Raw genomic sequence first — 20,837 nt, 5'->3', positions numbered from 1 at the left:
GATCACGATCACACAAGAGCCGGACCGTGTCCACGGATGGAGGAGACATATGGAAGCCCTGCTGGAAACGAGCGCGCGCGAGCCGGTTGCGCCGCCGCCCCCGCTGTTCAACTTCGCGAGGCATCTGTTCCAGTTGAACGAAGCGCGCGCGAGCAAAGTCGCCTATATCGACGACTACGGCGCGATGACCTACGGCGAACTCGAACAGCGCGCGCGGCGCTGCGCCAGCGCACTGCGTGCGCTCGGCGTGCATCCCGAGGAACGCGTGCTGCTCGTGATGCTCGACACCGTATCGCTGCCGGTCGCATTTCTCGGCGCGCTTTACGCCGGCATCGTGCCGGTCGTCGCGAACACCTTGCTGAGCGCCGCCGACTATACGCACATGCTGACGCACAGCCACGCGCGAGCGGTGATCGTATCGGAACCGTTGCTACCTAACGTGACGGAGGCGCTGAGCAGCATCGACGACGACGGCTGCCAACCGATCGTCTCGCAGCCTCACGCCTCCATCGAAGCGCCGCTCGCGGCGCCCCGCTTCGAAACGCTGGTCGACACCGCGCTGCCCGCCGGCAAAGGCTGTGCAAGCAACGCGGACGACATCGCGTTCTGGCTCTATTCGTCGGGCTCGACCGGCAAGCCGAAAGGCACCGTCCATACGCACGCGAATCTGTACTGGACCGCCGAGCTGTATGCGAAGCCGGTGCTCGGCATCGCCGAGAGCGACGTGGTGTTTTCGGCGGCGAAACTGTTCTTTGCATATGGGCTCGGCAACGCGCTGACGTTTCCGCTGTCGGTCGGCGCGACCGCGATCCTGATGGCCGAGCGCCCGACCGCCGAGGCGATTTTCGCGCGCCTCGTCCGGCATCGCCCGACCGTGTTCTACGGCGTGCCGACCTTGTACGCGAACATGCTGGTGTCGCCCAACCTGCCCGCGCGCGCCGACGTCGCGATCCGCGTGTGCGCGTCGGCCGGCGAGGCGTTGCCACGCGACGTCGGCGAACGCTTCACCGCGCACTTCGGCGCCGAGATTCTCGATGGCATCGGCTCGACGGAAATGCTGCACATCTTCCTGTCGAATCGCGCGGGCGAAGTCGAATACGGCACGACCGGGCGCCCCGTGCCGGGCTACGAAGTCGAGTTACGCGACGAAGCCGGGCGGCCGGTGCCCGATGGCGAAGTCGGCGATCTGTTCATCAAGGGGCCCAGCGCGGCGCTGATGTACTGGAGCAATCGCGAGAAAACGCGCGCGACGTTTCTCGGCGAATGGATCAGAAGCGGCGACAAATATCGGCGTCTCGCGAACGGCTGCTATGTCTACGCGGGCCGCAGCGACGACATGCTGAAAGTGAGCGGCCAATATGTATCGCCGGTCGAGGTCGAGATGGTGCTCGTCGCGCATCCGGCGGTGCTCGAAGCGGCGGTGGTCGGCGTCGATCATGGCGGGCTCGTGAAAACGCGCGCGTTCGTCGTGCTCAAGCGCGACTTCATGCCGTCCGATCTGCTCGCCGAGGAACTGAAGACCTTCGTCAAGGAACGGCTCGCGCCGCACAAGTACCCGCGCGATATCGTGTTCACCGACGATCTGCCCAAGACCGCCACCGGCAAGATTCAACGCTTCAAGCTACGCGAACAGTCATAGGTGATTCATTGATGCAGAACCGAGGTACCGCCCCTGCCACTTCCTCCGCGAGTGCCGCCAGCCGCCTTGCCGAACTGCCGGCGAGCGCGTCGCATGGACCGCTGCGCATTGAGTACCGCTGGGTCAACGAGCAGGCGAATGCTCAGCAGGACGATTCGCCGATGGCGGTATTCCTGCACGAAGGTCTCGGCTCGATCGCAATGTGGCGCGACTGGCCGCAGACGTTGTGCGCGCGACTCGGCATGCGCGGGCTCGTCTATTCGCGGCCAGGCTACGGACTCTCGACAGCGCGTGCGCCTGACGACAAATGGCCGGTCGATTTCATGACCGCACAGGCGCGCGACATCCTCCCCACCCTGCTCGACGCGCTCGATATCGACCTGCGGCAACGCCAACGCATGTGGGTGATCGGTCATAGCGACGGCGGCTCGATCGCGCTGCTCTATGCGGCGCTGTACCCCGATGCGCTCGCGGGCGCGGTCGTGATTGCGCCGCACGTATTCGTCGAAGACATCTCGGTGCAAAGCATCGCCCAAACGAAGCAGCTTTACGAAACCACCGATCTTCGCGCGAAGCTCGCCCGCTATCACGCGGACGTCGATTCCGCGTTCTACGGCTGGAACGATATCTGGCTCGACCCTGCGTTCAGGCGGTGGTCGATCGCCGAGGCGCTCGCGCCGATCCGTCGACCGCTGCTCGCGATCCAGGGCCACGACGACAACTACGGCACGATGGCGCAGATCGACACGATCGCCGCGCGCGTGCCGCACGCCCAACTCGTGAAGCTCGACGCATGCGGACACTCGCCGCATCGCGACGCGCCCGCCGCGCTCAACGACGCCATCGCGGCGTTCGTGCGCGCACAACGATAAGCGGCGCCCGTCTGTTACCGATACTTCATAAAAATTACACGGATCGGCGATTATGCTGCTGCATCGCTGACCTCGGCACATCGATTGCGAGGCATCCCTTCCCCGCCCGGAGACAGTGCCATGCCCTTCGTGTCGAAGCCGATTCGTGCGCCCCGTCGCAAACGTTTGACAGGCGCCATCGCAGTGATCGCGCTGTGCGCGCTAGCGGGAGCGTGCAGCGACGACGCCCCGCCCGCCGGCACGAATACGATCAGTTCAACCGACCATTTCGCCGCTAACCCCGGCGACCCATCGATCGCCCGCCCATCGATCGCCCCCCCGCCGGCCGACTCCGCGCCGCCGACGCTGACGATCCAGACACCGGCGGCACCCGCATCCGAAGCCGGCACGGCGCTGTCCGCCACCTCGCCGCCGGTGGCCAGCCCCGTCATCCATACCGTCGATTGAGAATCGCGCCGCGCGCGGCGGCTAGCCCGCCTTCGCGCGTCCGACGCAGCATCGCCGTTTCAGCACCGCAATGTGTCGTCCCCGTGCCTTTTTCCTCCACCGAAGATCAAAGCCACCACCGCCCCAACCATGACCTCAAACAATCGTCGTGATTTTCTGCGCTCGGCCGCGCAAGCCGCCGGTTCCTTCACCGCGTTGAGCATGCTGCCGCCGGGCATCCGCAATGCGCTCGCGATTCCGGCCAACAACCGGACCGGCACGATCCGCGACGTCGAGCACATCGTCGTGCTGATGCAGGAGAACCGTTCGTTCGACCACTACTTCGGCACGCTCAAAGGCGTGCGCGGCTTCGGCGACACGCGCGCGATCAACCTCGCGAACGGCCAGCCGGTGTGGTATCAGCCGCAAACCGCCGATGCCAGCGGTGCCAGCTACGTGCTGCCGTTCCGTCCGGGCGCGCCGAACCTCGGCCTGCAATTCCTGCAGGATCTCGCGCACGACTGGAGCTCCACGCACGCCGCATGGAACGGCGGCCGCAACGATCAGTGGGTACCGTCGAAAGGCGCGACCACGATGGCCTACCTGACGCGCGACGACATCCCGTTCCACTATCAGCTCGCCGACGCATTCACGATCTGCGACGCCTACCACTGCTCGCTGATGGGTCCGACCGATCCGAATCGCTACTACATGTGGAGTGGCTGGGTCGGCAACGACAGCAGCGGCGGCGGTCCGGTAATCGACAATTCGGAACTCGGCTACGGCTGGTCGACCTACCCCGAAGTGCTGCAGAACGCGGGCATCTCGTGGAAGATCTATCAGGACATCGGCACCGGGCTCGACGCGAACGGCTCGTGGGGCTGGACGCAGAACGCGTACATCGGCAACTACGGTGACAACTCGCTGCTGTATTTCAATCAGTACCGCAACGCGCAGCCGGGCAACCCGCTATACGACAACGCGCGGACCGGCACCAACGCGGCCAACGGCGACGGCTACTTCGACATTCTGAAGCGCGACGTGCAGAACGGCACGCTGCCGCAGGTGTCGTGGATCGTCGCGCCCGAAGCGTACAGCGAGCATCCGAACTGGCCGACCAACTACGGCGCGTGGTACATCGATCAGGTGCTGCAGATCCTCACGTCGAACCCGGACGTGTGGAGCAAGACCGTGCTGCTGATCAACTACGACGAAAACGACGGCTTCTTCGATCACATCGCCGCACCGTTCGCGGCCGCGTCGAGCGCGAACGGTTTGTCGACCGTCGACATCACGCACGAACTCTATGCCGGCGATGCGAAGAACGTCGCCGGGCCGTACGGGCTCGGACCGCGCGTGCCGATGCTGGTGGTCTCGCCGTGGTCCAAAGGCGGCTACGTGTGCTCGGAAGTGTTCGACCATACGTCGGTGATCCGCTTCATCGAAAAGCGCTTCGGCCAGCAGCACAATCTCGGCGAATCGAACATCACGCCGTGGCGTCGCGCGGTGTGCGGCGATCTGACCTCCGCGTTCAACTTCGCGAATCCGAACGCGTCGGTGCCGTCGCTGCCGGGCACGAGCGGCTACGTGCCGCCCGACCAGAACCGTCACCCGGACTACGTGCCGCAACCGCCGACGGTGCAGACGGTGCCGAAGCAGGAAGCGGGCGTGCGCCCGGCGCGCGCGTTGCCGTACGAACTGTTCGTGCGCGTCGACGAAGGCTCGAACGGCAAGCTGACGATGCGCTTCGTCAACACGGGCCGCGCGGGCGCGGTATTCCTCGTGTACGCGGCCAATAGCGCCGACGCGCCGCGCAGCTATACCGTCGAAGCGGGCAAGCATCTGCAGGACGCGCTGCTGCTCAACGCCGACGGCAGCTACGACTTCAGCGTGCACGGGCCGAACGGCTTCCTGCGCCGCTTCGCGGGCAAGGTGGTCGCACGGAACTGGTGGAATGGTTCGGACACCGCACGGCCGGCCGTCGCCGAAGGCTACGATGTCGCGAACGGCAATCTGCAACTGCGGCTCGAGAACGTCGGCAGCGCGCGTTGCCAGTTCACGATCGTCAACGCGTACGACGCGAGCCATGTGATCAAGCATTCGGTACGCGGCGGCGACACCGACAATCTGTACCTCGATCTGCGCAACGCATACGGCTGGTACGATCTCGCGATCACCGTCGATACGGACCCGACGTTCGCGCGCCGCATCGCCGGTCATGTCGAGACGGCAAACAACAGCATGAGCGATCCGGCGCTGGGCGGCTGAGCGTCGCTGTAACCCAACGCTGCAAAAGCAACGGCCGCTGGCTCTTCGGGCACAGCGGCCGTTTTTCATCCAGCTTTCGAACGCAAGCCCGCAATCGCGCGCGAGCGTCTACGATTCGAAATCGAGCCCGCCGATCAACGTAACCGGCTCACCCTGCGTGTGCGTGGAGAAATCGAGTTCGCGCGCCTGGGTCCACGCATTGAGCTTGCGCGGCAGCGCGGCCAGATATCTGGCGAAACGCGTCGCTCCCTGCTCGCCCATCAGCCTTTCTATTTCGTCGCCGTCCCAGGTCAGATACAGATTCAACGGATGCGGGTAATGACCGAGCTCATCGAGCGGCGTGGCGTGAATCCGCACGCGGGTGGGCTGACCCTGTTCGCCATGCGGCAACACGTCGGTGTGCACGGTCTTTGCGATACACGCGGCGATCGCCTCGGCAATGCGCGGCGCGAACTCCTGGTCGAAACGCATTGCACTCTCGGGGCGCATCCAATCTCTCCGCTGTGATTCCCATCGTGGGTTGGTCATCGTAGCAGACTCAGTTTTTCGCCGGTGAGATCGCGTCCGGACCGTGCGTCACCGCCTCGCGCAGCGTCTTGCGGATCACCTTGCCGGTGGCCGTCATCGGCAGGCTTTCGACGAAGCGAATCTCGCGCGGATATTCGTGCGCGGCCAGACGCGTCTTCACGTGCTGCTGGATCTCGCGCACGAGTGCATCGTCGCCGACGAAACCCGCTTTCAGCACGACGAACGCCATCACGATTTCGGTGCGCTCGCGATCGGGGGCGCCGACCACGGCCGCCATCGCGACGGCCGGATGACGCAGCAGCGAATCCTCGATCGACGCCGGCCCAATCCGGTAACCGGCGCTCGTGATCACGTCGTCGCCACGACCGACGAAGCGAATGAAGCCGTCCGCGTCGCGCGTGCCGAGATCGCCGGTCAGCAGAAACCTGCCGCGGAATTTGTCGTTGGTGGCCGCAACGTTCCGCCAGTAGCCGAGAAACATCACCGGATCGGGCGCGGCCACCGCGATATCGCCGATCGCGCCGGGCGGCAGCTCGTTGCCGGCGGCATCGACGATCGCGACATGGTGCCCCGGCACCGCGCGCCCGATCGCGCCGAAGCGCGGCTCGAACAGCGCCGCGCACGAGGACACCACGACGTTGCACTCGGTCTGCCCGTAGAACTCGTTGATCGTCACGCCGAGTGCGTCGCGCCCCCAGCCGATCAGTTCCTCGCCCAGCGATTCGCCGCCGCTCGCGACCGCTTGCAACGCGAGACGCAGATGAGCGGGCCGCCCGACGCCGCGCATCATCTTCAGCGCGGTCGGCGGTAGAAACGCATGGGAGACCGCGTGACGCGCGAGCAGATCGAACGCGGCGTGGCCGTCGAATTTCGCAAAACGGCGCGCCAGCACCGCGACACCGTGATGCCACGATGGCAGCAGCACGTCGAACAGACCGCCGATCCACGCCCAGTCCGCGGGCGTCCACATCAGCGTCGCGCGCGCGGGAAAGCCCTGCTGCGACATCTCCACGCCGGGCAGATGCCCGAGCAATACGCGATGCCCGTGCAACGCGCCCTTCGGTTTTCCGGTCGTGCCCGACGTATAGATGATGATCGCCGGATCGTCCGCGGCGGTGTCGGCCGGCGTGAACTCGGCGCAAGCGCCATTCAACGCCTGCCAGAACGACCGCACGGGCGCGTCCGATGCTTCGTCATCCTGCTCGATATCGACACTGAACACGTGTCGCAACTCGGGCAGCGCGCCGCGAATTTCGTCGATCTTTTGCACGCCGGCGTGATCGGTGATCAGCGCGAGCGCGCCGCTGTCGCCGAGCCGATGCTCGATCGCGTCCACGCCGAACAGCGTGAACAGCGGCACCGCGACCATGCCGGCCTTGTAGGCCGCGAGATGCGCGATGGCCGTTTCGATCGATTGCGACAGAAAGATGCCGATGCGCTCGCCGCGCCGCGCGCCCGCCGCGAGCAGCGCATTGGCGAAGCGGTCGGACAGGGCTTTCAGTTCGTCGAACGTATAACGGGTCGCGCGGCCGTCGGCGTCTTCGTAGATCAGCGCGAGACGCCCCGAGCCATCGGCCCACTTGTCGCATGTGTCGACGCCGATGTTGTAGCGCGGTGGAATACGCCACGCGAATCTGGCCGTGAGCGAATCGTAAGTCTCGCCGTCGAGGTTCATCGGGTCTCCTGGATATCGTCGTTGTCGCTGCATGGCGTGATGCATGGTCCGTCGCTTGCTGCCTCTGCGCGCATGGCCGGTGTTCCGCAGTTTAGCCCACGACCTTGCGCACTCGGTTGATGCATTGCCGTGCGCAATTGAATTCACCAGATACGACATAGTCCCGCTCATAATCGCCGACTCGTTGCGCTGAACTCAACGTTTTGCGACAACTCCTGTGCGATTCAAGCCCTTTACATCTGACCTGTGCCGCGCCCGTCTAGGATCGTTACACAGGTTCGGCGCGCATGTTGCGCCGCACGATCGCTACCGGATGACATATGCGCAAGGCAAGGTTTGCATCGTTCTGGCATGGCCCGGAACTTTCTCCCTACGAGATCGCCTGTCTGAATTCGTTCACGCTGTACGGCAGCGAGGTCGCGCTCTATAGCTACGAGCCGATCGACACTCTGCCGCCCGGCGTGATCGCGAAGGACGCGACCACGATACTGCCGCGCGACTCGCTGAACGACTTCCCGATTCACGGCGTGCCGTCGATGGCGCATTTCACCGACTATTTCCGCTTCGTGATGTTCACGAGGACCGACGAGATCTGGGTCGATACCGATCTGCTGCTGTTGCGGGATTTCGATCTCAACGCCAAGGGCGACCTGATCGGGCGAGAGACCTCATCGAGCATCTGCACGGCGATGCTGCGGCTCGACCCGGATCAGCCGCGCTTGCACGAATTAATCGAACGTGTCGAAGCAATGAAGGGCACGGCACTGAAGTGGGGCGACACCGGCCCGCGTCTGCTGACCGCCATCTACGGCGTGAAGGCCGGTCTTCCCGAAAGCCTGTTCTATCCGGTGCACTTCAACGACTACTACAAGGTGTTCCTGCCGCGCTATTTCGACGAGTGCGCGGCGCTCTGTTCTAATGCGTACACGCTGCATCTGTGGAACAACCGGGTGGTCAAGATGGGCCTGTTCAAGCGCATCGGCCCCCCCGTTGGGTCGCTCCTGCACCACGTGTTCGAGCAAACCGGCGCCAACACGCTGTTTCGCGAGTTTTATCCGGCGAGCGTGATGCAGGCGATGATTGACAACGCGGTGGGCAAAGTCGGTAGCGACGAAGGTGTGCGCAAGCTGCTGCGCGTCGGCGTGCCGATGGTCACGACGGCCATCGCGCGCAGACTCGGCGCCTGAGTTCGCAGCTTCAGTTCGCGCCGCCCCTGCCCGAGCCCTGCGCCTGCTCCAGCACGAAGTCGATGAACGTCGCCGCCGCGCGCGTGTGATGCCGATTCGGCATGTACAGCATGTACATGTGCGTGCCGAAGATGCTGAGCCGCCAGGCATCGAGCGCGGTCAGCACGGCGCCGAGCTTCAGATCGTCCTGCACCACGTAGTCGGGCACGAGTCCGACACCGAGACCGGCCAGCACCGCCTGGCGCAAAAATAGAAAGTTTTCCGAAATAATCGTCGGTTCGAGCAGGACTTCATGACGCTCGTCGCGCAGATACGCGGCGAGCCGCAACTGCTTGCCGATCACGGCCGCGGTAATCAGCGGCGCGGTGCGCAGGTCGTCGAGCGTCGCGGGCAGGCCGTGTGTCCGCGCGAATTCGGGGGATGCGCAGGCCACGTACCGGACTGGCCCCATGTCCCGCGCGACGAGGTTTTGCGGCGGCTCCGACATCACGCGCACCGCGATGTCGATCTCGTCGCGCATCAGATCCTCGACGCGGTTCTCGAACATCACATCGAGCACGATACCCGGATACAGCCGCTTGAACGCGATCAGCCAGTCGGACATCACGAGCTGGCCATAGCCGCTCGGCACGCTGAGCCGCACGCGCCCCTGCAGGCTCTGGCCCAGTGTCGTCACCGACTCGCGCGCGGCCAGCAGCGCGTTGCGGATCGTGCGGCCGTGCTCGTAGAGCCGCAGACCGATCTCGGTCGGCTCGACGCAACGCGTGGTGCGGCGCACCAATTGCAGGCCGACCGAACGCTCGAGCTGATTCAGGTGATAGCTGACGTTCGCGCGGCTCATCTTGAGCCGGCGTGCCGCTTCGCTCAGATTGCCGGCGTCGAGGATGTCGACGAGCAGGGTCAGCGAGTTGACGTCCATGGCCCAGTCTTTGTCAAAATAATTTTGACAGTCTGTCAATCAACGGTGTCATTGTCAATGAACGTTGACCACTCCAGAATGGGACGATCCGGCGCGCCTCGCCATCCTCGAACGGAGACACCTACGATGACCCTTTCCTCCTCGGCCGACGTCGTCACGCGCGAATTGCACGGCAAGGTCCTGCTCGTCACGATCGACCACGCGCCGGTCAACGCGCTATCCGCCGACGTGCGGCGCGGTCTGCTGGCCGCGATCGAAGCCGGCGACGCCGACCGCGCGGTCGAAGCCGTGCTGATCGTCGGCGCGGGGCGCAACTTCATCGCCGGTGCCGATATTCGCGAGTTCGGCAAGCCGCCGGTGCCGCCTTCGCTGCCGGACGTGTGCAACCGCATCGAGGCATGCACGAAACCCGTGATTGCCGCGCTGCATGGCGCGGCGCTCGGCGGCGGGCTCGAAGTGGCGCTCGCCGCGCATTACCGGATCGCCGTGGACGGCGCGAAGCTCGGCCTGCCCGAAGTGCAGCTGGGTCTGCTGCCTGGCGCGGGCGGCACGCAACGCACGCCGCGTCTGATCGGCGCGCCGGCGGCGCTCGACCTGATGCTGAGCGGCCGTCACGCGAGCGCGAAGGAGGCGCTCGCGCTCGGCCTCGTCGACCGTCTCGGCGACAGTGGCGACATCCTCGCCGAAGGGCTCGCCTACGCGCACGAGCTGCTCGCCGCGCACGCGCCGGTACGCCGCACGCGCGACGCCGCCGCATTGATCGATCGCGCCGCGAGCCGCGCCGCCGTCGCGAAAGCGCGTGACGAAACCGCGAAGAAAGCGCGCGGCCTGTTCTCGCCGCTGAAAATCGTCGATGCCGTCGAAGCCGCGATCGAACAGCCCTTCGAGGAGGGCTTGAAGCTCGAACGCAAGCTGTTCCTGCAATGCCTCGACAGCCCGCAGCGCGCCGGCCTGGTTCACGCATTCTTCGCCGAGCGCGAAGTGCTGAAGGCGCCCGAAACGCGCGACGCGACACCGCGCGCGCTCGAGGCGATCGGCGTGATCGGCGGCGGGACGATGGGCGCCGGCATCGCGGTCGCAGTGCTTGACGCGGGGCTGCCCGTCACGCTGATCGAACGCGACGAGGCGGCGCTCGCGCGTGGCCGCGCGCACATCGACAAGGTCTACGACGGGCTGATCGCCAGAGGCCGCCTCACCGCTGAGAAGAAAGCCGCGACCATGGCGCGCTGGAGCGGCAGCACGTCGTACGATGCGCTTGCTCACGCCGACCTCGTGATCGAAGCCGTGTTCGAAGATCTCGACGTCAAAAAGGCCGTATTCGCCGAGCTCGATCGCGTCTGCAAGTCCGGTGCGGTGCTCGCGACCAACACGTCGTATCTGGACATCGACGCGATCGCAGCCAGCATCTCGCGCCCCGCCGACGTAATCGGCCTGCACTTCTTCTCGCCCGCCAACATCATGAAGCTGCTCGAAGTCGTGGTGCCGAAGCAGGTCAGCGCCGACGTCGTCGCGACCGCGTTCGAGTTCGCGAAGAAGCTGCGCAAGACGCCGGTGCGCGCCGGCGTGTGCGACGGCTTCATCGGCAATCGCCTGCTTGCCGTGTACCGCGCCGCCGCGGACGCGCTGATGGAAGACGGTGCATCGCCGTATCAGATCGACGCGGCGGTGCGGGCGTTCGGCTTGCCGATGGGCCCGTTTCAGGTGGTCGATCTCGCGGGCGGCGACATCGGCTGGGCGGCGCGCAAACGCCGCGCGGCCACGCGCGACCCGAACGCGCGCTACGTGCAGATCGCCGACCGCCTGTGCGAGCGCGGCTGGTTCGGCCAGAAGACCGGCCGCGGATTCTATCTGTACCCCGAAGGATCGCGCGGCGGCATGCCCGATCCCGAAGTCGAGGCGATCATCGACGCCGAGCGTGCGCGCGCGGGCATCACGCCGCGCAGCTTCACCGACGAGCAGATCATGCGCCGCTATCTGGCCGCGATGATCAACGAAGGCGCGAACGTCGTCCACGAAGGTATTGCGCTGCGCCCGCTCGACGTCGACGTGACCCTGCTGTACGGCTACGGCTTTCCGCGCTACCGCGGCGGTCCGATGAAATACGCGGATAGCGTCGGCCTGCCGACGATTCTCGCCGACATCCGCGAGTTCGCTAAGGAAGACCCGCTGTTCTGGCGGCCGTCGCCGCTGCTCGTCGAGCTGGTCGAGCGCGACGCCGATTTCGCGAGCCTGAACACGACGGCCTGAACCACCACGAACACTGACGGAACGACTGCGATGGATCTGAACTTCACCTCCGAGGAAGAAGCTTTTCGCGCCAGCGTGCTGGCGTTTCTGCGCGACAAGCTCCCGCGACGTCTCGCCGGCAAGGTGCACGGCGGGCGGCGTCTGACGCGCGACGACATGGCCGAGTGGCACGCGATTCTGAACGCGCAAGGCTGGCTCGCAAATCACTGGCCGAAAGAGTACGGCGGCCCGGGTTGGAGCGCAGTGCAGAAATTCATCTTCGAAAACGAATGCGCACTCGCCGGCGCGCCACGCGTCGTGCCGTTCGGCGTCAACATGCTCGGGCCGGTGCTGATCAAGTACGGCAGCGAGGCGCAGAAGAGTCACTGGCTGCCGCGCATTCTCGACGGTTCCGACTGGTGGTGCCAGGGCTATTCGGAGCCGGGCGCGGGCTCCGATCTCGCATCGGTCAAGACGACGGCAGTGCGCGGCAAGGACGCGCAGGGCGAGCACTACCTCGTCAATGGCCAGAAGACGTGGACCACACTCGGTCATTACGCGAACATGATCTTCTGCCTCGTGCGCACCGCGACCGACGTGCGCAAACAGGAAGGCATCAGCTTTCTGCTGATCGACATGAACACGCCGGGCGTCGAAGTCCGGCCGATCATCACGCTCGACGGCGAGCACGAGGTCAATGAAGTGTTCTTCACCGACGTGCGCGTGCCGGTCGGAAATCTCGTCGGCGAAGAAAACAAGGGCTGGACCTACGCGAAATATCTGCTTACGTACGAGCGCACCAATATCGCCGGCGTCGGTTTTTCCGTCGCCGCCTTCAACCGTCTGCGCAAGATCGCCGCGACACAGCTGCGCCACGGCCGGCCGCTCGCCGAGGATCCGGCGTTCGCGGCACGCATGGCGCGCGTCGAGATCGATCTCGAGAACATGAAGACGACCAATCTTCGGGTGATCGCGGCCGTGGCGGGCGGCGGCGTGCCCGGTGCCGAGAGTTCGATGCTGAAGATTCGCGGCACGGAGATCCGTCAGGAGATCTCGTCGCTGACGCGGCGTGCGATGGGCGCTTATGCGCAGCCATTCGTCGAGGAAGCGCTGCACGAAGGCTTCGACGGCGTGCCGGTCGGCCCCGACGAAGCCGCGAGTGCCGCGTCGCAGTACTTCAATAATCGCAAGCTGTCGATCTTCGGCGGCTCGAACGAAATCCAGAAGAACATCATTTCCAAAATGATCCTCGGACTGTAAGAGGCGCACGTCATGAATTTCCAGCACACCGAAGAGCGCCGCATGCTGGCGGATACGCTGAATCGGTTTATCAGCGAGCAGTACGGCTTCGCGACGCGCGATGAAATCGCACGCTCGACGCAAGGCTTCAGCACCGAATTGTGGGCACGCTTCGCGGAGCTTGGCGTGATCGGCGCACTGTTCGACGAAGCGAGCGGCGGTTTTGGCGGCGGCGGGTTCGATATTTCCGTGGTGTTCGAGAGCATCGGCCGCGGGCTCGTCGTCGAACCGTTTCTCGATACGCTGGTCGTCGGCCGGGCGATCGCTCGCAGCGGCGGCGACGTGCAGAATGCGGCGCTGGGTTCGTTGATCGACGGCTCGCGGATCGTTGCGCTTGCGCATGGTGAACCGGACAGTCATTACGAGCTTGCCCGGGTCGCGACGACGCGCGCGCGCCGCAGCGTAAATGGCAACAGCGGCGTGTGGACGTTGCACGGCGCAAAGGCCGTCGTTCAGCATGGCGAGCATGCTCAGGTGTTCCTCGTCTCGGCACGCACGAGCGGCGAGGACGATGCCGAAGCCGGCATCACGCTGTTTCTGGTGCCGAGGGACGCGACGGGTGTGAGCGTGCGCGGCTACCGCAAGATCGACGGAGGACGCGCGGCCGAAGTGACGTTCGACGACGTCACGCTCCGCGACGACACCGTGCTCGGCTCAGTGGATCACGGCTTTGCGACGCTCGAATATGCGCTGAGTTGCGGCGTGCTCGCGCTGTGCGCGGAAGCGGTCGGCGCAATGGACGTCGCGAAAGACTACACGCTCGACTATCTACGCACGCGCAAGCAGTTCGGCGTGCCGATCGGCAGCTTCCAGGCGTTGCAGCATCGCATGGCCGATTTGCTGCTCGAAATCGAGCAGGCGCGCTCGGCGGTGATCAACGCGGCGGCAGCGCTCGACGGCGAACGAAACGCGCGCGAGCGCGCGGTGTCGGCGGCGAAGTACAGCATCGGCCGGATCGGCACGCGAGTCGCGGAGGAATGCATCCAGTTGCACGGCGGGATCGGTATGACGTGGGAACTGCCGCTCGCGCATTACGCGAAGCGGCTCGTGATGATCGATCATCAGCTTGGGGATGAGGATCATCATCTGGAGCGGTTTGTGGCGTTGGGGGCTCAAGGGCGGTGATTCGTGTGCGCTTGCGAATGCGAACGCGTGCCGGCGACATGTCTGCCAGATTGCAGTCGCCTATTCTTGAGGAGCTGAGCCTGCCAAACGAATCAAAAAAGTTGAGCGATGCCGGATGGACTGGATTGCGGATGCACGAGGACGCTGTCCTTCGCTACGACAACGACGTAGCGAACAATTGCACCTGCGGGATAGGCACGCCTGCGTAGTTCGGCACTGGCCGCCGCATCCAATCCAGCCGGCGTCATCGCAACCCGCAGTGGACTGCCCGCCAGTGAGGTCGACGCGGCCCTGTCGCATTGCGACGCGAATCAGATGAGCATGAATCTGTGCGCGTGGCGCGATCAGATCGTCGCGGAGCAGAAGCTGGAGCAGGTCGTCAAGGGCAAGGCCGCGGTGTCGGCGAGTTGCAAAGCGGCGATCAAGAAGAGGCTCACCGCGTGGAAAACGCGCCGTGACGCCAACTGCAAAAAATCGGCTTCTCGAGAATGGGGCGGCGGGTCGATGCTGGCCACGGCGGTCGCGATGTGCAAGACAGCCGAAACCGAGCGCATAAGCAAAGCAGTCGAGGCTTTGGGATGCAGATGAGCGTGGGCGAAGCGTTGACAGCGGGAAATGCTGCCCCGCGCGACGGGCAAGAAAAAAGGACTTACGGCTTTCACCATAAGTCCTTTTGATCTTTTTGGTCGGGGCGAGAGGATTTGAACCTCCGACCACCTGCACCCCATGCAAGTTTTTGTCGGTTCCACGGACTTCCAACATCTTCCGGAATGCGCCTTCAATCCATTGATTTTATAGAGAATTATTAGGATACCTTGTCCCGCAATTTCCACTACAATGCCATGCAAGCCCCCGAATCTGTGGGGGCAATTGTGGGGGCAAAATTTGCCCACGGGAGAATGCAATGGGCACGCTCGCCACGAGGGAATTGCAAGCGCTAACGCCGGCAGACAATGGACGACGTCTCGCTGACGGACACGGTGTCTTTGGCGTGGTCCGCGCAGGGGCAAAGGGCATCTCCGTCCAATTTTCGCTGCGCTATCGAGCAGGCGGTCGGGTACGCGAGTTGCGCCTCGGCACATTCCCGAAGTCGAGCCTTCGCCAAATCAGGGATGCCCGTGACAGTGCGCGCGCACGCATTAGTTGCGGAGAAGATCCGCTGGAACACAAACGCATCGAAAAGCTGAAAAAGCTAGCCGAGACGGGCGCAGAAGTCCGTAGCCTCGAGGACAAGCTCGCACGGAAGACGTTCAGACAGCGATTCAATGAGTGGACCGACTCCGCTCTGCAGAAGCGGGCCGACAAGGGGCAAGAAATCCGTCGCGCATTCGAAAAGGATGTGCTACCAGTGGTCGGCGACATGGCGATGGAAGACGTGCGTCGCGCTCACATCATGTCGTCACTTGATGCGATCATCGCGCGAGGCGCCAACCGCCTCGCCAACCGGACGCTCACAGATCTCAAGCAGTTCTTGAAATGGTGCCAAGCGCGAGAATACGTTTCCGTCGATCCCCTGCTTATGGTCTTAAAGAAGGATGTCGGTGGTACAGACGGTGAACGGGAGCGAACGCTCTCGGATCATGAGATCAGTGCCCTACCGAACGCTCTTGAGTCCGCGAATTTGCCCAAAACGACAAAGCATGTGTTGATGCTGATCCTGGCAACCAACACGCGTGTGGGCGAGGTCATCAAGACACGCAAACGCGACGTCAACCTTGAACTGCGAATTTGGCGCGTGCCATTTGAGAACGCGAAGAACGGGGACGCTCACATCGTATTTCTGTCCGACTTCGCCGCGAAGCTCATGGGCGCACTCATCCAATTGTCCGACAGCAAGGAATGGCTGCTGCCCGCCTACCGCCGCGAAGACAAACCCGAAACGCACATCGGCCTCAAAAGCATCACCAAGCAGGTGTCGGATCGCCAGTTGGTGTTCTATGAACGTGACGCACACGCCAACCGAACCGCTAAAACTAACTCTCTCGTTCTCGGCGACGAGAAATGGACGCCGCACGACCTGCGCCGAACAGCCGCCACCTTGATGCAGTCGATCGGCGTATTACCCGCTGTGATCGACAAATGTATGAACCATCGCGAGCAGAACCGCATGAAACGCATCTATCAGCGGTATCCGTATACGGTCGAGAAACGCGCCGCATGGCAACTGCTGGGTGCGCGGCTGGAACAGTTGACGGGGCAAGGTGCACCCACCGAGCAAACTCAAGGGGACGCGTCGGCCGAAATTAGAGAGCACGCCACACCGGCCGGAGCGATCGACGTCGCGACGGTGGAATAATCGACGGCAATCTGCCCGGCGCGTTATTGATATGCCCCACTCGATCGTCAATCGGTGACGGGGAGCCTTGTGTATACGGCTTCTCCGGCCGGTCGGGAGTGACGATACCGTCAGCCATACCGAAAAATCCAGTCGGCAGTTTTCAGCTCTGGACAGACCGCAACAGAGAATCCACGCGCACTTTCGTTCAAACATCGCGAACACAGGGCATCCGAATGCCGACTTCTTCAGGAATACCGTCTTCGATACCGTCAGGCACTTTCCAGCGCGATCCTCGCAAAGCTTGAAGAAGCCATGATCCCAACTGCGGCCATGTTACCGACCGGAAACGATGCAAACCGTGCTGCAACCCCGGCGAGCGCAGCGGCCGCTCGACCGGAAAATGCTGCGCAACCACGACTGGCAAGTGTCTCAATCTTCAGCAGGCGCGATCAAACTCATGTCAAGGGCAATTGTGCGTATCGCGAAACCCCGCATCGGGGAGCCCGCGCGATTCTCAGAGCCGATCAGGACACGCTAGCACGCGTCGGGCTGAGTCGGAGTTCGCCTCCATGGCGGGCCGTCGTCCCGGCGCGCTCCACGTCGGCTTTCAAGGTACAACGGCCATTCGTCTACTCGCACAGGGAGACTGGAGTTCGGCCATTGCCGACATTGCGACGGTCTGGGCGGTGCGTCAGCAATGCGGCGGATTGCCGACGGTGGTGCCATCGAGCAACCCGATGGCAGCTTCGTGCAACAGCGAACTCACTCTCCCGAGCCGTTTCCGACGCCGAGCCTTCGCAGCGCCTATCCGCTACGCAATCTATATGCGGCCAGAAGACGGTCAGCCTTTCGGTATGGATGCGAAACGCAGCCACCCCGAGGAACTTAAGAAATGAAATGAATCAAGCTGACAACCAGTTTCGGCCTCAGCGCACCGGTTCAAAATCCACATTCCTTGACATCCCCGGGCTTCGCTCTTCGGATGGAACCGGCGCGAAGCAGGCCGAGCGCAGCGACGTCACCCGGCGTGAGCCTTGGAGCTCGCCTCCAGCGATTTCAGTCCATCTGGCACTTCAATTTCCGGTAGCGGTTTTTCATTGAGCTGCCTGATAGTCGGGCGTGCCACGCGAAGCGCCGCGAGTGCCAACTGCATGACCTCGCGCGGGTGTTCGGCGGACGCCGCGCCCGACAAAACCGTCTCGACGCTCTGATGGATCGCGCCGATCAAAAGGTCCCTCGCAGCACGGACGTTGGTGAACTGGGCGATGCCTTGCTCCCGTGCTCTTGCGAGGTCACGCGGAAGATACACGTCCGTCAACCGTCCGCTGGCCCCGCCACGGATGCCCGTCCTCGTAATAAACGCCCCCCACGCTGGATGCTTGATCGCCACCTGCGTATAGAGCAGGCAGCCTGTCAACACCCGCTCGATGGGATTGTCGATCGCGCCCACACACACCTCGATGCGGGCAATGACCTCGTCGCTCAACTCCGACGTGACTGCGTCGAGCAGTTCGGAGGTCGTCTTGAAGTAGTTGTAGAACGTGCCGCGTGCGACGCCCGCTGCCGCGAGGAAGTCGTCGATCGACGCCGCGTCGGGCCCCTTGGCCGCAAAAACTTCGACGGCCGCGCTCAACAGTTTTCGGCGCGTGGATTCCCGTCGCACGGCGCCGGTCCGTACGCGGTGGTCCTCGTTCGCGAGGACGAGGCCCTGGTTGTCGCTTTTCGAATGCTTGGTCATTAGCGCGGTACCCGGGGTTTCCCCCATTGCATGGATGAATTGGTCAACATGACAATAGAGTATGAATTGTACGATATCGTCAGTTTGTGACGATGCCCGACTCAGGAGAAAAATGGTGGCAGACAGGATCGTCGATGTTGCAATTATCGGCTATGGCCCGACGAGTCAGCTACTTGCGCTGATGCTCGGACGCGCGGGGCGCAGCGTGAGCGTGGTCGAGCGTTGGCCCGACCTCTATCCGCTGCCGCGCGCCGTCCATTACGACCACGAAATCGCCCGGCTCTTCCAGGCGGCCGGGGTCATAGATGATATCAACCGCATAGCGGAGGTTACGGACCGCTACCAGTGGCGCAACGCAAGCAACGAAGTTCTGATGGATTTCGACTGGGGCGGCACGGGCCTGAGTGGCTGGCCTGCATCGACGATGTTCGCGCAGCCGGAGCTCGAGCGCGTCCTCGACGGACATGTCAAGGCACTCCCGAATGTCACGGTGCGTCAGGGCTGGTCGGCTAACGCGCTCCTCGAAAAAGCCGACGGCGTGCGCGTCGATATCGAGGCGGGACGGCTGGTGGACGGCAAGTGGGTTGCCGGCGGCGAGAAGGACACGATCCGCGCACGCTATGTGATTGGCGCGGACGGCGCGAACTCGATGGTGCGCAACGCGCTCGGCCTCGAGGTCGAAGATCTCGGTTTCGCGTTCGACTGGCTGGTGGTCGACGTCAAACCGCTTGCGCCGCGCGAGTGGATGCCGAAAACCTGGCAACTGTGCGATCCGGCGCGGCCGACGACCATCGTGCCAGGTGGTCCCGGCCGCCGTCGCTGGGAGTTCATGCTGTTGCCCGGCGAAACCGCGGAGCAGATGAACCTGGACTCGGTTTCGTGGGACCTGCTCGCCCGCTGGAACGTCACGCCCGGCAACGCGGTTCTGGAGCGCCATGCGGTTTATACGTTCCGCGGACGCTGGGCGAAGCAATGGCGTGCGGGCAAGGTCTTGCTGGCGGGCGATGCCGCGCATCTGATGCCGCCGTTCGCGGGGCAAGGCATGTGCAGCGGTCTGCGCGACGCGGCGGCGCTTGCATGGCGGCTCGACGCGATTCTCGCGGGCAAAGGCAGCGACGCGCTGCTCGACAGCTATGGTCCCGAGCGATCGAACCACGTGCGCGAGATCATCAACTTCTCGATCGAACTGGGCAAGGTGATCTGCATCACCAATCCCGACGCGGCCGCCGCACGCGACCTCCAGATGCTGTCCGCGCAGGCGACACCGGGCTTCCGGCCGCCCGAGGCGCCGCGACCGCGTCTCGGCGCGGGATTGTATGAAGCGGAAACACCGGGCAGCGGCTGCCTGACGCCGCAAGGCCTCGTCGAGATCAACGGCCGGCGCGGCCTGTTCGACGATGTGTTCGGCGTTGGCTTCGCCTTGATTGCGACGAATAAAGCCGTGCTCGACGCGCTTAGCGTGACTAACCGGCAGGCGCTGGATGAGCGCGGCGTGATCGTCGCGCATTTCGGCGAAGGCGGCTTCGTCGACATCAACGGTGCGTATGCCGACTACTTCGCGCAACTCGGCGTGGCGGCGGTGATCGCACGTCCGGACTTCTACAGCTATGGCGCGGCCCGCACGACTGGCGAACTCGATGCGCTCGTCGACGCCTGGCGGTATGCGATGCAAGCCGACACTGAAACCACCCCACAAGGCCAAGAGACCTAAATGACTCAAGAACGCAGGCGCGATCGCCTCGGCATTCATTCGATCGGCGGATTCCGCATGAGTGTGCCATCGCTCGACGACGCGCGGCGCTTTTATACAGCCTTTGGACTCGATGTCCAGCCGGACGGCGACGCTGGCCTACTGGTGCGCACGTTCGGCTCGCCGCACGTCTGGGGCCGTCTGCGCGAAGGGCCGTGCAAGAAGATCGACTGGCTCACGCTGCACTGCTTCGAGGACGAACTCGACGCGCTGCGCGCGCGTGCGGTCGTGGTCGGCGTTGAGATCATCGCGCCGCCCGAAGGCGCTGACGCCGAGGGTTTCTGGATTCGCAATCCCGACGGCGTCGCGTTGCAGATCCGCCCCGGCGCCAAGACGACGCTCGACGAAGCGAGCCACGCGAGCCCGGCGCTGCCCGTCAACGGTGTGCGTTGCGCGCCCTACCGTCGCAGCACGAAGCGCATAGAGCCTACGCGGCTCTCGCACATTGCGTTCGCGACACCGAACGTCCCCGCGCAGATCGATTTCTGCGAGCGCGTGCTCGGCCTGCGCCTCTCGGACCGCTCCGGCGACGGCGTTGCGTTCATCCACGCGCCGCACGGCGGCGACCATCACCTGTTCGCCTTCGCAATGAGCTCGGGCCCGGCGCTGCATCACCTGAGCTGGGATGTCCCGACCGTCGAGGAAGTCGGTCTCGGCTACATGCAGATGGCCGCCGCCGGTTACAGCGAAGGCTGGGGCGTGGGCCGTCACGTGCTCGGCTCCAACTACTTCTACTACGTACTGGACCCGTGGGGCAGCTTTTGCGAGTACAGCGCGACGATGGATTTCATCCCCGCTTCGGTGGACTGGGTCGCGGAAGATCACGCGCCGGAGGATGGCATGTACCTGTGGGGTCCCGATCTGCCCGCGATCTTCTTCGCCAATTCGGAACACGGTGTCTGACGCG

At 64.1% G+C, this 20,837-nt stretch carries 17 protein-coding genes; 13 read left to right on the top strand and 4 right to left on the bottom strand.

Annotated elements, in window-relative coordinates; genetic code table 11:
- Positions 1-49: 49 nt before the first annotated feature.
- The 4 genes from OKW38_RS25125 (at position 50) to OKW38_RS25110 (ending at position 5,205) form a co-directional block, all read left to right on the top strand.
- Positions 50-1,639 (top strand): benzoate-CoA ligase family protein, encoded by a 1,590-nt coding sequence (locus OKW38_RS25125; RefSeq protein WP_429363522.1) that lies wholly within the window; start codon positions 50-52, stop codon positions 1,637-1,639.
- An 11-nt stretch (positions 1,640-1,650) separates the two neighbouring features.
- A complete protein-coding gene (locus OKW38_RS25120) occupies positions 1,651-2,511 on the top strand; it encodes an alpha/beta fold hydrolase (RefSeq protein WP_429363520.1) in 861 nt (286 codons plus the stop codon).
- Between the two features lie 120 nt (positions 2,512-2,631).
- Positions 2,632-2,958, top strand: coding sequence for a hypothetical protein (locus OKW38_RS25115; RefSeq protein WP_429363518.1), 327 nt, complete (start codon positions 2,632-2,634; stop codon positions 2,956-2,958).
- Between the two features lie 129 nt (positions 2,959-3,087).
- Positions 3,088-5,205 (top strand): phosphocholine-specific phospholipase C, encoded by a 2,118-nt coding sequence (locus OKW38_RS25110; protein WP_429363516.1) that lies wholly within the window; start codon positions 3,088-3,090, stop codon positions 5,203-5,205.
- A gap of 108 nt (positions 5,206-5,313) precedes the next feature.
- Here the strand turns inward: OKW38_RS25110 and OKW38_RS25105 are convergent, their stop codons facing one another.
- Entirely contained in the window at positions 5,314-5,694 is a 381-nt protein-coding gene (locus OKW38_RS25105; protein WP_429363514.1) for a DUF5594 family protein, read from the bottom strand.
- A gap of 49 nt (positions 5,695-5,743) precedes the next feature.
- Positions 5,744-7,408 carry an acyl-CoA synthetase gene (locus OKW38_RS25100; protein ID WP_429363512.1) on the bottom strand — a complete coding sequence of 555 codons (1,665 nt, stop codon included), beginning with the start codon at positions 7,406-7,408 and terminating at the stop codon, positions 5,744-5,746.
- Between the two features lie 320 nt (positions 7,409-7,728).
- Between OKW38_RS25100 and OKW38_RS25095 the strand changes: the two genes are divergently transcribed.
- Positions 7,729-8,595, top strand: a complete 867-nt coding sequence (locus OKW38_RS25095) for a hypothetical protein (protein WP_090800964.1) — start codon at positions 7,729-7,731, stop codon at positions 8,593-8,595.
- Positions 8,596-8,605: 10 nt separating this feature from the next.
- Here the strand turns inward: OKW38_RS25095 and OKW38_RS25090 are convergent, their stop codons facing one another.
- Complete coding sequence (locus OKW38_RS25090) at positions 8,606-9,514, bottom strand: LysR substrate-binding domain-containing protein (RefSeq protein WP_429363510.1); 909 nt, start codon at positions 9,512-9,514, stop codon at positions 8,606-8,608.
- Positions 9,515-9,640: 126 nt separating this feature from the next.
- On the opposite strand from OKW38_RS25090, the gene OKW38_RS25085 reads away from it, so the two are divergent.
- From OKW38_RS25085 to OKW38_RS25060, 6 genes are all read left to right on the top strand, one after another.
- Entirely contained in the window at positions 9,641-11,761 is a 2,121-nt protein-coding gene (locus OKW38_RS25085) for a 3-hydroxyacyl-CoA dehydrogenase NAD-binding domain-containing protein (protein WP_429363508.1), read from the top strand.
- Between the two features lie 30 nt (positions 11,762-11,791).
- On the top strand, positions 11,792-13,000 hold the full coding sequence (locus tag OKW38_RS25080; protein ID WP_429363506.1) for an acyl-CoA dehydrogenase family protein: 1,209 nt from the start codon (positions 11,792-11,794) through the stop codon (positions 12,998-13,000).
- A 12-nt stretch (positions 13,001-13,012) separates the two neighbouring features.
- Positions 13,013-14,164 carry an acyl-CoA dehydrogenase family protein gene (locus OKW38_RS25075; protein ID WP_429334952.1) on the top strand — a complete coding sequence of 384 codons (1,152 nt, stop codon included), beginning with the start codon at positions 13,013-13,015 and terminating at the stop codon, positions 14,162-14,164.
- A 315-nt stretch (positions 14,165-14,479) separates the two neighbouring features.
- Positions 14,480-14,752 (top strand): lysozyme inhibitor LprI family protein, encoded by a 273-nt coding sequence (locus OKW38_RS25070; protein WP_429363504.1) that lies wholly within the window; start codon positions 14,480-14,482, stop codon positions 14,750-14,752.
- Between the two features lie 316 nt (positions 14,753-15,068).
- Positions 15,069-16,460, top strand: a complete 1,392-nt coding sequence (locus tag OKW38_RS25065; protein ID WP_429363502.1) for a tyrosine-type recombinase/integrase — start codon at positions 15,069-15,071, stop codon at positions 16,458-16,460.
- A 551-nt stretch (positions 16,461-17,011) separates the two neighbouring features.
- Entirely contained in the window at positions 17,012-17,338 is a 327-nt protein-coding gene (locus OKW38_RS25060) for a hypothetical protein (protein ID WP_429363500.1), read from the top strand.
- Between the two features lie 122 nt (positions 17,339-17,460).
- On the opposite strand, the gene OKW38_RS25055 is transcribed toward OKW38_RS25060, so the two are convergent.
- Complete coding sequence (locus OKW38_RS25055) at positions 17,461-18,180, bottom strand: TetR/AcrR family transcriptional regulator (RefSeq protein WP_429334957.1); 720 nt, start codon at positions 18,178-18,180, stop codon at positions 17,461-17,463.
- Positions 18,181-18,241: 61 nt separating this feature from the next.
- On the opposite strand from OKW38_RS25055, the gene OKW38_RS25050 reads away from it, so the two are divergent.
- Positions 18,242-19,891 carry a bifunctional 3-(3-hydroxy-phenyl)propionate/3-hydroxycinnamic acid hydroxylase gene (locus OKW38_RS25050; protein ID WP_429363498.1) on the top strand — a complete coding sequence of 550 codons (1,650 nt, stop codon included), beginning with the start codon at positions 18,242-18,244 and terminating at the stop codon, positions 19,889-19,891.
- Complete coding sequence (locus tag OKW38_RS25045) at positions 19,892-20,833, top strand: VOC family protein (RefSeq protein ID WP_429363496.1); 942 nt, start codon at positions 19,892-19,894, stop codon at positions 20,831-20,833.
- Positions 20,834-20,837 lie beyond the last annotated feature (4 nt).

This window comes from Paraburkholderia sp. MM5496-R1 (assembly GCF_050436205.1).
GTDB lineage: Bacteria > Pseudomonadota > Gammaproteobacteria > Burkholderiales > Burkholderiaceae > Paraburkholderia > Paraburkholderia tuberum.
The sequence above is the reverse complement of the archived record's forward strand: the minus strand, read 5'-3'. Positions and strand labels throughout refer to the sequence as shown.